General features: G+C 61.7%; 11 protein-coding genes and 1 pseudogene. 3 read left to right on the forward strand and 9 right to left on the reverse strand.

What is annotated here, in order from left to right; genetic code table 11:
- Positions 1-50: 50 nt before the first annotated feature.
- The 4 genes from ACZYHG_RS29680 to ACZYHG_RS29695 all read right to left on the reverse strand — a co-directional run bounded on the left by ACZYHG_RS29680 (position 51) and on the right by ACZYHG_RS29695 (position 3,023).
- Positions 51-275, reverse strand: a complete 225-nt coding sequence (locus ACZYHG_RS29680; RefSeq protein ID WP_013896722.1) for a F0F1 ATP synthase subunit C — start codon at positions 273-275, stop codon at positions 51-53.
- An 84-nt stretch (positions 276-359) separates the two neighbouring features.
- Positions 360-1,118, reverse strand: a complete 759-nt coding sequence (locus ACZYHG_RS29685; protein WP_464611600.1) for a F0F1 ATP synthase subunit A — start codon at positions 1,116-1,118, stop codon at positions 360-362.
- A gap of 56 nt (positions 1,119-1,174) precedes the next feature.
- A complete protein-coding gene (locus ACZYHG_RS29690) occupies positions 1,175-1,582 on the reverse strand; it encodes an AtpZ/AtpI family protein (RefSeq protein ID WP_464611601.1) in 408 nt (135 codons plus the stop codon).
- Between the two features lie 256 nt (positions 1,583-1,838).
- Positions 1,839-3,023: a cell wall hydrolase gene (locus ACZYHG_RS29695; RefSeq protein WP_464611602.1), complete on the reverse strand. Its 1,185-nt coding sequence runs from the start codon at positions 3,021-3,023 to the stop codon at positions 1,839-1,841.
- Positions 3,024-3,287: 264 nt separating this feature from the next.
- On the opposite strand from ACZYHG_RS29695, the gene ACZYHG_RS29700 reads away from it, so the two are divergent.
- Positions 3,288-4,481, forward strand: a complete 1,194-nt coding sequence (locus ACZYHG_RS29700; protein ID WP_464611603.1) for an acyltransferase family protein — start codon at positions 3,288-3,290, stop codon at positions 4,479-4,481.
- Positions 4,482-4,487: 6 nt separating this feature from the next.
- On the opposite strand, the gene ACZYHG_RS29705 is transcribed toward ACZYHG_RS29700, so the two are convergent.
- On the reverse strand, positions 4,488-5,795 hold the full coding sequence (locus ACZYHG_RS29705) for an MFS transporter (RefSeq protein ID WP_464611604.1): 1,308 nt from the start codon (positions 5,793-5,795) through the stop codon (positions 4,488-4,490).
- A 118-nt stretch (positions 5,796-5,913) separates the two neighbouring features.
- Between ACZYHG_RS29705 and ACZYHG_RS29710 the strand changes: the two genes are divergently transcribed.
- Positions 5,914-6,834 carry a LysR substrate-binding domain-containing protein gene (locus ACZYHG_RS29710; RefSeq protein WP_464611605.1) on the forward strand — a complete coding sequence of 307 codons (921 nt, stop codon included), beginning with the start codon at positions 5,914-5,916 and terminating at the stop codon, positions 6,832-6,834.
- A gap of 18 nt (positions 6,835-6,852) precedes the next feature.
- Here the strand turns inward: ACZYHG_RS29710 and der are convergent, their stop codons facing one another.
- Positions 6,853-8,292, reverse strand: coding sequence for a ribosome biogenesis GTPase Der (gene der, locus ACZYHG_RS29715; RefSeq protein ID WP_464611606.1), 1,440 nt, complete (start codon positions 8,290-8,292; stop codon positions 6,853-6,855).
- Positions 8,289-8,954: a tetratricopeptide repeat protein gene (locus ACZYHG_RS29720; protein ID WP_464611607.1), complete on the reverse strand. Its 666-nt coding sequence runs from the start codon at positions 8,952-8,954 to the stop codon at positions 8,289-8,291. The genes der and ACZYHG_RS29720 overlap by 4 nt, the downstream gene beginning before the upstream one ends.
- 216 nt (positions 8,955-9,170) lie before the next feature.
- Here ACZYHG_RS29720 and ACZYHG_RS29725 point away from each other — a divergent pair, with 216 nt between their 5' ends.
- Positions 9,171-10,178, forward strand: coding sequence for a polysaccharide deacetylase family protein (locus ACZYHG_RS29725; protein ID WP_464611608.1), 1,008 nt, complete (start codon positions 9,171-9,173; stop codon positions 10,176-10,178).
- A gap of 30 nt (positions 10,179-10,208) precedes the next feature.
- Here ACZYHG_RS29725 and sbmA read toward each other — a convergent pair.
- Together sbmA and ACZYHG_RS29735 are read right to left on the reverse strand one after the other, a co-directional pair.
- Positions 10,209-11,467: pseudogene (sbmA, locus tag ACZYHG_RS29730) on the reverse strand (peptide antibiotic transporter SbmA).
- Positions 11,468-11,581: 114 nt separating this feature from the next.
- A complete protein-coding gene (locus ACZYHG_RS29735; protein ID WP_464611609.1) occupies positions 11,582-12,742 on the reverse strand; it encodes a YbfB/YjiJ family MFS transporter in 1,161 nt (386 codons plus the stop codon).
- Between the last annotated feature and the right edge of the window lie 67 nt (positions 12,743-12,809).

Here is a 12,809-nt window from a genome sequence, read left to right on the forward strand (position 1 = left end):
AAATCAGGCCCGCCGCCTGCGCGGCCGGCCTGTCCAATCTTCTCAAATGCTCAGCCGAACAGGGCCAGCAGCGCGATGAGAAGCGAGAAAATGCCCAGAGCTTCGGTCACGGCGAAGCCGAAGATCAGACGGCCGAACTGGCCATCAGCGGCCGAAGGGTTGCGCAGCGCGCCCGAGAGGTAGCTGCCGAAGATATTGCCCAGGCCAATGCCCGCGCCACCCATGCCCAGGCAAGCGATACCGGCGCCGATGTACTTTGCTGCTTCTGCGTCCATTTGTTCAACTCCTTTGGATCTAAAATTCCGTTGCGATTCTATCCGGGGCCAATGTTGGAAAATCTTGGGCCGGAAACTTTTCCCTCAGTGCCCGGGATGCAGGGCGTCGTTGAGATACATGCAGGTCAACACCGCGAAGACATAGGCCTGCAGGAATGCGACCAGCAATTCGAGCGCGGTGAGCGCCACTGCCATGGCCAGCGGCAGGATCGAGCCCGCCACGCCGACCGCGCCGAGCGCGGAGAGGCTGACCACGAAGCCCGAAAACACCTTCAGCGTGATGTGGCCGGCAAGCATGTTTGCAAATAGACGAACCGAGAGGCTGACCGGGCGCGACACGAAGGAAATGACCTCGATCAGCACCACCAGCGGCAGCAGGAATACCGGCACGCCATGCGGCACGAACAGTTTCAGGAAGCCGAGACCGTGCTTCATGAAGCCGTAGACCACCACGGTACCGATCACCAATGCAGCGAGGCCGAAAGTGACGATGATGTGGCTGGTGATGGTGAAGAAATAGGGGAACAGGCCGAGCAGATTGGCGACCAGCACGAACATGAAAAGCGAGAACACGAACGGGAAGAACTTCATGCCCTGCGTACCGGCAGCATCGCGCAGCATGTTGCCGACGAATTCGTAGGCCATTTCGGAGACCGACTGCAGACGCCCGGGAACCAAGCTGCGGCTCGACGTGGTGAGGAACAGGAATGCAGCGGCAACGACCACGGTCGCGACCATGAACAGCGCAGAGTTGGTGAAAGACAGGTCGTAGCCGCCGATGTTAATCGGAATCAGCTTGATGATATGGAACTGGTGGATCGGATCGACCTTGTCAGCTGCCACGTTTCAACCCCGTCAATGCCGCGTACGGCCAAATTATCATTGCCGCCTTTAAGCGGCTATTTACTATCGTTCCGGTCAGAGCGCGATTTGTTGCCCTGTCCGAATTCTGCCACAACGCCTGCGGAACGCATCACATTGAGCACACCGGCGCCAAAACCAAGCAGCAGGAAAACGATCAGACCCCACGGCGATGTCCCCGCCAGACGGTCGATGATCCAGCCGATGCCCGCACCCACCACCACGCCAGCGATAAATTCGCTGGAGAGCTTGACCGCCTGGCCATAACCGGCCGCACTGCCCGCTTTCGCGTCGTCTCTTCCCTCGAGCCGGTTCGGCAGCCTTGTCGCAAGCGATGCTTCAAGTTCACGCCGACGTCGCTCAAGATCGTCGTCACGGATGTCGGCTTCATGCTGCTTGCCGCGGCCGGTTTCTCCGGTTCCGTCTGGCCCATTCTTGTCGGCCATCGCAACCCCCCTGCCCGGTCAGACCGTCACCGTCCGTCCGCTTCTAAAGTCGCCGGCAACATAGTTAGAGGGTTTGCGCCCGTCAAGCCACGGGCGGAAGTTCGTTGCCATGTATTTTACGCAATAAAATCAATGGATTAGAGAGGTGCGACATCGTGCCCGTCATGCGGACATGGATACGGCGCCCGAATCCTCCGTGCAATGGCTTCCTGATCAAGCTCGCGGTGGGCCAAAAAGGCCAACGGCTGACGAGCCCTCAGCTCCAGCCGCCGCCATAGGTGCGATAGAAGATATGCAGGCCGATCTTGGTCATCTTCTGCATCGTGCGCGCCCAGCCGGGATGGACATATTGGGCGTAATAATGCGTCGATGATCCAACCTCCGGGATGAAGATCTTGCCGGCGGTGACGGCCATGGCAATGTCCTGCGCGGTCTTGTAGGCGACGGGGCTGTCGATGCGCTTCTTCCTGCCGTCGCAAGCGAATGAGAACTGGCAACGGTTGAACCAGCTGTCGTTCTGATAGACGACGCCGCAGATCGAATTCGGATAGGCCGGATTGCGGACGCGATTGAGGATGACCTGTGCGACGGCAGCCTGGCCGCGCACGGATTCGCTTCTCGCCTCGAAGTAGATACCGTTGGCCAGGCATGCCTGCTCCTTCTTGGAGAAGACACTCTCGGGCAGCGGATTCTGGATCCACCAATGGTCACCCTTGGCCATCGGCGGAATGAAGCGGCCGCTGTTGGGCTCTTCGTCCTGAAGCAGAACTTCGAAAGGCGAGGCCTTGGCATAGTCCGGCTCGGATTGCGCATAGGCCGTCGCCAGAATATCGGGATGGTCGTTGTTGACCAGGGAGGCAAGCATGGCCGGCACGCCGGGATCCGGCTTCTTGTCCTCGCGCGCATGGAACGCTGCGGCGATCTGGATTTCCTTGCCTTTGATCTGCGGCTTGGCAAAAGCCATCTTCAGGTCGCCGTCCATGCTCGGCCGCGTCAAGGAGGAAGTCCGCTGGAAGATCGAACCGGCGTTGAAGTTCTTCGGCGGGGCGACGGGAGACATCTGGACGATGCGGCCCTTCTTGTCGGCGCGCATGACGCGGTCCTCGTCGGGCGAGCCGCTGACCTTGCCGCCCTTGCCGCGAAACGACACGTTGCCGACGCCTGCCAGGTGAATGCCCGATCCGGAGATCGAGCCGGTGATGTCGGAATCGACGAACGGCATCTCGGCGGCATGGGTCGAGCCCGCGACGGATCTCTCGACATAAGAATTCCAGCGCGCGGTCGGCGATTCAAGGCCGGAGACGAGGCTGGTCATATCCTGGTAGGCGGCGACGGTCGGGAAGCCGATCCAGATGCCGAGGCCGATGATGGACGGAGACACAAAGCTGCGTTTCTTCTCACCGGCGGCGGCAATAAGCCGCTTCAACACACGTCGATGCACTGAACTCTCCAGGAACGCCACTGACCCCACTGGAGAGCAAAATGATGCATTAACCTTGATGGGACGTTAACGGGATCGATCGGGTTTTCTCAGTCGGCTCAAGGTCGTGGTTTCGAAGTCGGATGGTTTTGCGGCGGGATGGCGACGCAATACCCGCCAATCCGCGTTCCTAGAACCGGACTTAACCGGATATCCATATTCCAAGCGTCACAATGGAGCTGTTCGAAACAGCGGCCGCGCAAGCCGAGCGACGAGGCAACGGTCGTGGACACTACAACCGCAAACGGCGTGAACTCGATAGGGCCACCCGGACGCCCCCAGCTTCATAATTTGACGGCCTTGCGGGCTTTTGCGGCCCTATCGATATTCATCCATCATCTAAAGGTGTTTGGAATCGATGCGTCGCAATACATCCGGAACATGGATCTGGGATGCGCCGTCTCGTTCTTCTTTGTCCTGTCGGGGTTCGTTTTGTCCTACAGTTTCGCAGGGCGCTTCCTTGACTGGCGCGATGTAAGACACTTTGTCTGCCAGAGATTTTTCAGGCTCTGGCCTGTCCACGTGCTGTGTTCCTTTTTTGCCGTGGTGACGCTTCATGAACCGGCAAGCCTTCTCACCGCATATCTAACGACGACGCTCCAGAGCTCATGGATTCCGACCTACGGCACGGCCTACGCCTACAATGGCGTCTCATGGTCGATATCGGTCGAGTTATTCTTCTACCTTATCCTGCCGTTCATTCTGATCCTGAGGCCAAACCAGGTCATGCTGGTGATTTGCGGCTGGACCCTTGCCGTCCTCGGCCTGCTAGCGTTCACGGCGGTTTTGCCCGGTCCTGTATTTCCGCCTTCTTCCGAACGACCGTGGCTGGATTTCTACGTTACGGACGCATCGTTCGTTCAACTTTTCCCGCCCCTGCGGATGGTGGAATTCCTGTCGGGGATAGCCGTCTATCAATTGTTCAGACTTCGGCGCATCCCCGCCGGCTGGTTGGCGTCCGCTCAAATCGCGGCAATCGCCGGCCTAGTGCTTTATGCCGGCGCGCATGACGAGATCACGCAATTCTTCGCCAATCACGCATCGGTCATGGCGTCTGTAGCGTACCGCGAATATGGGATGTATCCGGTATTCGCTGCCATAGTCTATGTCTTTGCGCACCAATCCGGTGTGGCGACGCGTGTTCTATCTTGCCGCCCGTTGATTTTCTGCGGCGAGATCAGTTTCGCATTCTACATGATCCATCAAATTGTCATTTTCAACCTGGCCTACAATTACGAGATCGATAAGCACTACGGTCCAATAGCAGCCACACCTTTGGCAGCGATATTGAGCCTTGGCCTTTCGGTCATCCTCCATCGAACGGCGGAAAAACCCGCCATCGCCTGGGCCAAAAGGCGGTTCCCGATGTCCAGGCACGCACCTTCATCCCAGCATATGCCGCTGGCCGCCTTGGTTTGACTTGTCTCAAGCTGATCGGGGCGCAACCGGCCGCAGAAAGATCGGCCCCGAGATCAGCGCGCAGATGGCGGCCGACAGCCAGACGCCGGACCAGGACCAGAGGTGCAGCAGCCCCGGGATGGCCACCGGCACCAGGAAGAAGCCGACGAAAACGAAGGTGTTGGCCAGACTGAGCGCGGTTCCGACATGGCCGGCGCCGGCAAGCGTGGCAAGCTCAGTATAGGCGACACCATGCCAAGCGGAGACCGAGATGCCCGCGGCAATCAGCACCAAGGGAAGGACGGCAATCAGGAAGGACTGGCCGCCCTGCATGGCGGGGCTGGCCAGGACCAGCAGCCAAAGTACGGCAAAGGCAAGCGCGCTGAGCGCGCTGCATGCGCGCAGAAACTGGCGGCGGTTGCCGTGGCGGTCGGTGTAGCGGCCGCTCCAGACGCGCATGACCATGGCGCCGACCTGCACCGCGGCGAGGCTCGCACTGATCGCCGCCGTTCCCAGCCCGGCGAAGTCGTGCAGGAACACCGATGCGAAAGTGAGCACCGCCACCTGCGGAAAGCAGAGCAGGCCGATGGCGGTTGCGATACGCCAGACCTCGATGTTGCGCAGCGGCGCCGGTCCGGCCACATCAGGCGAAACGACGTGACCCGCTGTCGGTGGTTCGTGCAGCCAACGCCAGGCAAACAGGGCGGAAAGAGCGGAGGCGCCCGCCAGCAGCCCGAACACCGCGGAAAAGCCGAAAGCGAGCGCAAGCGAGGGCAGGACAAGCGCGCCGAGGCCGCCGCCAAGCGGCACCGCCGTCTGCCTGATGCTCATGGCGAAGCCACGTTCGTTTTCCCGGAACCAGCCCATTATGGCGCGGCCGCTTGAGCCGTTGACACTGCCGCCGAGGAGCCCGGTGACGAGCAGGCTTGCCGAAAGCAGCATGACGTCGGGAGTGCCTGACCTTGTCGGCACGACGAGCATGGCCATGGCAAGAAGCCAGGCGGCCGTCGCGCCAAGCCCGATCAGGAGCACACGGCGATCGCCCCAGCGGTCGGTGAGCAAGCCCCAGGGCAGTTCGCTGAGCGCAACGCCCAAGCCGAGAAGGCCGAGCGCCAGGCCAAGTTCGGCATTGCTTAGATGGTAGCCCTGACGAAGCACGACTGCCGTTGCCGGTATGCCGGAAAAGGTGGCCGAGAAACTGGCGTTCGCTGCGACGCCGATGCCCAACACCTTCCAGCGATGGCCGGGACTGAAGACTCTCTCGGCAGGATCGGCAGCTCTGTCTTTCAGAATTTGAGTGGGCTGTTGATCGGTACAGTCGACGATGGCGGACATGACTTCATTCCCGTGGTGGCCATTGGCACAGGCCTTGACGGGCTGTCTTTATCGTCATAAATCCTTCCTTAAAATCAGGAAGTTCTACACAAATGATCCTGATAAATAGGACGATCACATGCGGCGCGTGACATTCGACCTCGATGTTCTCAGGAGTTTCGTCACCGGCATGGAGCTGGGCAGCTTTGCCAAGGCCGCCGACCGGCTTGGCCGCTCCACCTCGGCGGTCAGCGCGCAATTGAAGAAACTGGAAGAACAGGCGGCAACGCCGATCTTCCGCAAGTCGGGGCGCGGGCTCGCCTTGACGGAGGCCGGCGAGACGATGCTCGGTTATGCGCGCCGGCTGCTCGACCTGAACGACGAGGCGGCAGCGGCGATCCATGATGTCGAGCTGGAAGGCTGGGTGCGGCTCGGCATGCAGGAGGATTTCGGCGAAGCGGTGCTGCCGGACGTGCTCGGCCGCTTTGCCCGCGCCCACCCCAAGGTCAAGATCGAGGCCAGGATCGGGCGTAGCCACGACCTCGCCGAAAGGGTGATGTCAGGCAGCCTCGACATCGCACTCGCCTGGCACTGTGGCCAGACGCTGCCTTACAGCGAGCACATCGCCGATGTTCCGATGCGCTGGATCGGCCCGGCCAAACGCATCGAGACCAGCCTGCGTGACGGCGAGCCACTGCCGCTGGTGGCGCTCGAAGCGCCATGCCTGCTGCGCACGGTGGCGACGGAAACGCTCGACCGCGCCGGCCTGCCCTGGCGCATGGCCTTTTCCAGCCCGAGCCTTGGCGGCATCTGGGCGGCCGTCGCGGCCGGCCTTGGGTTGACCATCCGCACCGACATCGGCCTTCCGGCTAGCGTCATCGCGATGACGCCGGAGATCTCTGGCCTGCCGGCGCTGCCCAAAATGGCGCTGTACCTGCATCGGAGGGATGACGAGCCCGAGCCGGTGGCGGCCCGCCTCGCCGACATATTGCTGGAAGCGGCGCGGCAGGCGCTGCCGAACAATACGCGGACGGATGCCGGCTTGCGTGCCGTGGCCTGATCTGAAGAGGGCCGAGGCTCAGCCGCGCTTCTTGGCCCTGCCGGCGAACGGGTTGTCCGAGGTGCGTAGCGCGATACGGATCGGCACGCCCGGAATATCGAAGGCCTCTCGCAGGCTGTTGGAGAGATAGCGGACGTAGGATTGCGGCATCGCATCCGGCCGCGAGCACTGGACAACAAAACCCGGCGGCCGCGTCTTGGCCTGGGTGACGTATTTGACCTTCAGCCGACGGCCGGCGACGGCGGGCGGCGGATGATGCGCCAATATGGCTTCAAGCCAGCGGTTGAGCTTGCCGGTCGAGACACGGCTGTTCCAGACCTTGTGGGTCTTGAGCACCGCATCCATCAGCTTGTCGAGGCCCCGCCCGGTCTCGGCCGAGACCGGCACGGCCTGGATGCCGCGCACCTGCGGCAGCAGCCGCTCGGTCTTCTCGCGCAGTTCCGCCAGAAGCTCCTGCGGATGATCGATCAGATCCCATTTGTTGAAGGCGATCACCGGCGCCCGGCCTTCGCGGATGATCAGGTCGGCGATCTGCAGATCCTGCTTCTCGAAGGGAATGGTGGCATCGAGCACGATGACGACAATCTCGGCAAAGCGGATAGCGCGCAAGCCGTCCTGCACCGACATCACTTCGAGCTTCTCGTGGATCCTGGCCTTGCGGCGCATGCCGGCCGTGTCGAACAGCTTCAGGCGGCGGCCATGCCAATCCCAGTCGACCGAGATCGAATCGCGGGTGATGCCGGCTTCCGGCCCGGTCAGCAGCCGCTCCTCGCCGATCAGCGCGTTGATCAGCGTCGACTTGCCGGCGTTCGGGCGGCCGACGACGGCGATACGCATCGGCTTGGTGTCGTCATAGCTATGCACATCCTCGGCGTCAGGATCGGCAATGTCCTCGCCGATCAGCACCTCGGTGGCGGCAATCTCCTCGTCTTCGCCCTCTTCTTCCTCACCGAAAGCGCGCGCCTCGCCGAGCGCGCCGATCACCGCATCCCGCAGATCGGGCATGCCCTGGCCATGCTCGGCCGAAACCGGGATCGGTTCGCCCAACCCGAGTTCCCAGGCCTCCAGCATGCCGCCCTGCGCGCCCTTGGCTTCGGCCTTGTTGGCGACCAGCACGACCGGCTTGCCGGATTTGCGCACGATCTCGGCGAAGGTCCTGTCGTCAGGCAGCAGACCGGACTTGGCGTCGATGGTGAAGAAGATCAGGTCGGCTTCGTGGATGGCGATCTCGGTCTGCGCGCGCATGCGACCGGGCAAAGTCGAGGCGCCGGCATCCTCGAAACCGGCTGTGTCGATGACATCGAAATGCAGGTCGTAGAGCTTGGCGGCATGGACGCGACGGTCGCGGGTGACGCCCGGCGTGTCGTCGACAAGCGCCAGCTTCCTTCCCACCAGCCGATTGAAAAGGGTCGATTTGCCGACGTTAGGTCTGCCTATGATGGCGACTTTGAACGTCACGATGCACTGCCTGACCCGCGGATCAGTTCGAACATCAGGGTTGCCCGCTCGCGGGTGTTGCGCGGGGCGCCGTCATCGGCGGCGATCTGGTCGAACAGTTTCAGCGCGTCCTGGGTCTTGCCTTCCTTCCAGGCGGCAAGGCCGAGCGCCTCGCGCGCCGTGTGGCGCAGCGTGTTGGTGTCCGATGTCAGCGCCTCGACGCGGCTGGACACATCGGCGAAGGAGCCGTGATCTACGAGCAGAAGGGCAGCGCGCAGCCGTGCCATGTCGCGAATGCCCTGGGGAATGGCGGTGTCGGCGGCGACATCGTCGAAGTCCTTGACGGCGGCGGCGGTGTCACCCTTGCTCGCCTTGACGGTGGCGGCACGCATCCGGGCGAGCAACGGATAGGCGCCGTAGCCATCCTTCTCCAGCTGATCGAGCGCGGCCAGCGCATCATCGTTCTTGCCGTCATTGGCAAGCTTCAAGGCCTGCGAGAAGGCATCGCCGGAGCGGTTGGCGCGCGTCTCGTCCCAATAGCGGTAGCCGACGAAAGCGGCGGTGCCGAGCACCACCAGGATCGCAATGACGATCAAGGCGGGGCCAAAACGGTCCCACAGCTTCTGCGCCTGCTCGCGGCGCATCTCGTCATTGACTTCACGGATAAAACTGTCGTCGGACATCAATCAAAACCACTTTTGCCCCGGGCCGGGGCTGTTCATGAGCCCGCGTTTTAGCGAAATTTTGTCGGCATGGAAGGGGTTCGAGCGGAAAATCGCCTATTCCCCGGGGGCAAACGAATGTTTGCCCCGAGCAAACCGGCAAAAAGGCCAATCGCACCCACGCCACATTTCGGGGATAGCCGGCTTGTTGACCGCCAGGAGCCAGTAAGTTTGCCGATGCCTTGTTTGTCTCGCGTTGTTGCGCTCTCGCTTGCCTCGCTCGCCACCGCAGGCGTGGCTCTGGCCGACCCGCCCGCACCGCCAATGCCGGCAAAGCCGAAACAGGTCGTCATCATCTCGTTCGATAGCGCGCGCGACATTTCGCAGTGGAAGCGCAGCCGGGCGCTGGCGCAGCGCACCGGCGCGCATTTCACCTATTTTCTGTCCTGCGTCTTCCTTCTGTCGCCGGAGACACGCAGGGAATACACCGCGCCGGGCAAAACAGCTGGCAAATCCAACATCGGCTTTGCCGCCTCGAAGCAGGAAGTGGCCGAGCGGCTCGAGCAGATCGGCCTTGCCGCGCATGAGGGCCACGACATGGGCAGCCACGCCTGCGGCCATTTCGACGGCAAGGACTGGAGCAAGGCCGACTGGCTGACCGAGTTCGGTTCGTTCCAACACATTCTCGAGAACGCCTATGCGATCAACAACATTACGCCAGAGCCACCCGGCTGGCGTGATTTCGCGCGGCATGTGGTTGTCGGTTTCCGCGCGCCGTATCTGTCGACCAGCAAGGCGCTTTACGAGGCGCTGCCCGCCGCCGGCTACCAGTTTGACGCCAGCGGCGTTTCGCAAGGCCCTGCCTGGCCGACGGCCAGCAACGGCATCATGCATTTTTCACTGCCGCAGATTCCGGAGGGACCGAAATCGAGGCCTGTCATCGCCATGGACTATAATCTCTATGTCAGGCATTCCGGCGGCTTCGAGCGGCCAAGCAAGGCGAGCGAGTTCACCGACCGGACCTATGACGCCTTCCGCGCAGCCTTCGACAGACAATATCAGGGCAAGCGCATTCCGCTGGAACTGGGCTTCCACTTCACGCTGATGAATGACGGCGCCTATTGGAACGCACTGGAGCGCTTTGCCAGCGAGGTCTGCGTCAAATCAGATGTCGAATGCATCAGTTTTCGCGATTATGTTTCGCGGCAGGATGCAGGCCGGAAGCAGCCCTCGGTTGGCGGCTGAACCGCCAACCCGGTTCGCATCAAATCCTTACTATGCCGGATCTTCGGCGCCCTGCCTTGCCAGATAGCGCTGGTCGATATCGGGCAACGGTTCGCCCAGCAGGGTCGCCTCGAAGGCGCGCAGGCGCTTGTGGACCGACTGAAGCTCGACGATGGTCGACCAGGAGGTGAGCAGGAACTGAAGCGAACCCGTCACCTTGCCGAAGGCATTCGAGATCTGGTTCAGGGCCCCGAACGTTATCTTGTGGGCGACCAGCGACGGACCCAGGATCAACAGCGAAAAAATGTTGTCGGCCTGAAGGTAGGTGTACCGGACAACGTTGAAGTAGATGTAGTGAAAATAGAGCCTGAAATAGTTGTGACGAACATTTTCGAACAGTTCGGCGGTGGTCGCCGGCTGCGCCCTGTCCGCATGATCCTCGCCATAGACCAGTTCCTTACGGTATGCGGCTTCGACGCGCTGGTTGCGGAACTGCAGCCCCGGAAGTTTCAAGCCGGCAACCATGACCGAGATGGTTCCGAACAGGCACCAGGCAAGCGCTGCAATCACCAGAGGCTGCGGGACTGCGCCGATGATCGGCAGCTCGCTGATATGGGCCTGCAACTGGATCATGACCGGCAGGAAGGCGATCAGGGTCATGATCGACTGGACGAAGCTGGAGCCGAGATCCTCCATGATCTGCGAGAACCGCATCGTATCTTCCTGGATACGCTGCGAAGCGCCCTCGATATGGCGCAGCCTGCCCCAGTTCTCGATGAAATAATTGTTCATCGCCGTGCGCCAGCGGAAGATCCAGTGGCTGACGATGAAGGCATTGACCACTTGCACATTCATGCCGACCAGTGCCAGCCACGAGAAATCGGCCAGCCCGGTGTAGAATTCGCCGTTGGTCGATTTTCCGGTCCCTGACATCAGGCCCTGCACATAGTCGAAGAACGGGCCGTACCACGCGTTGACGGCAACGCTGACCTGCACATTGAAATAGATGAAGAACAGGATGACCGCCGTCATCAGGATCGACCAGCGCTGCCATGGATGCGGTGAGTACCAGCTCCAGAACGCGTAGAAGACGAGCACGCAAAACGCGAAGTAGAGATAAAACCAAAGGAACGGCTTCGATACGAGGATGGCGATGCCGATGATGGGTGGCGCGTCAGCCGCCGCCGGTGGCATCCCGAAAACGGCCCCCAGCTGCTCCCCCCCGAAAAACCAGAACAGGATTGCCGCAAGGCTCCAGAGGGCGGCCGAAGAAAAAAGAGCTTCGGCTGCGGGAAGAAGGATACGAACACTGTGGCGAATTCCTTGCTCGGTGGGCAAATCAGCTGACTTCGGCGGGCATAAAGTCACACATTAGGGGGAAAGAAAATGCCTGCCCTATGCACTGCGCCGAGCAAGACCATGAATCATGGCGATTTTGGCGCGGCCGACCATATGATGATTCCGGAGACCACCAGCATGGCCGCCGCGACGATCGAAGCGAGGAAGAAATTGCCTGACGCCTGCGCCAGAAGCCCGGCGACGATCGGGCCGATGATCTGGCCAAGGCCGAATGACGCCGTCATCAAGGCAAAGATGCGCCGCGGCGCCATTGGCGCCAGTAGCCTCGCGGTCTGGAGACCGAGCGCGGTGACGGCGATGAAGGTGCCGCCGAGCAAGAGCCCGCCGAGCAATGGCCCGATGACGCCGCCGAGGGCCACACTGGCCGTGACGCCGACCACTTCGACGAGGCATCCCAAAGCATAGACCGCGTAAAGCCCGATCCTGGCGGCGATCTTCTGCCAGAGCCAGACCGAGGGAAAGCCGGCAAGGCCGGCGACCATCCATACCACGGCCTCGAAGACGCGGCTTCCGCCACCTTGCCGCACGATGGCGACCAGGAACGTCGCGGTCACCACATAGCCGAAGCCAAACAGGCCATAGGCGACGATGATCTTCATCAGCGACCGGTCTTTCGGCAGGGCCGGCTCGCGGACGACCTCCCCGCTGGCGAGCGGGCCTTCATTGACCAGCAGCGCCACGACGACGAAACCGCAAGCCGAAATTGCCGCTGACCACAACCAGCCCGCCGCCCAGCCGGCATGTTCGCTGACCAGCACCGCCATCATCGCCGCGGAGATCGCGATGCCGAGACCCACGCCACCGAAATGCCAAGCCTGCAGGTCGCCACGACCGGCAGCGCTGATATGGCTGAAGACGATGCTGGCCATGAAGACCATGACGAAGGCGCTGGCCAGGCCGGCCAGAAAGCGGATGACGAGAAAGGCGACCATGGTGTCGGTCAGCCCCATCAAGGCGGCAAGCACGGTGCTGGCGCCAAGAGCCGCTAGCATCAGCAGACGCTCGCGGCCATGCGCCCAACCACCCGCCGCCAGAAACGCGCCGATGAGGTAGCCGAGATAATTGGCTGAGGCGATCCAGCCGGCATTGGCCGGCGAAAGATGCAGTTCTTCCATCATGCCGGGCAGGATCGGCGTGTAGACGAAGCGGCCGATGCCCATGGCGACAGCCATCGCAATCATGCCGGCGAAGGTGAAGCGCAGCGCTGTTGAGGTGGTCGATGTCATTGCAGCGCACAATAAATGCGGGGATCGCTGAAACAATCCATCTTTCGTTGGGCCAGTAGGCCCACCG

This window comes from Mesorhizobium subarcticum (assembly GCF_055456085.1).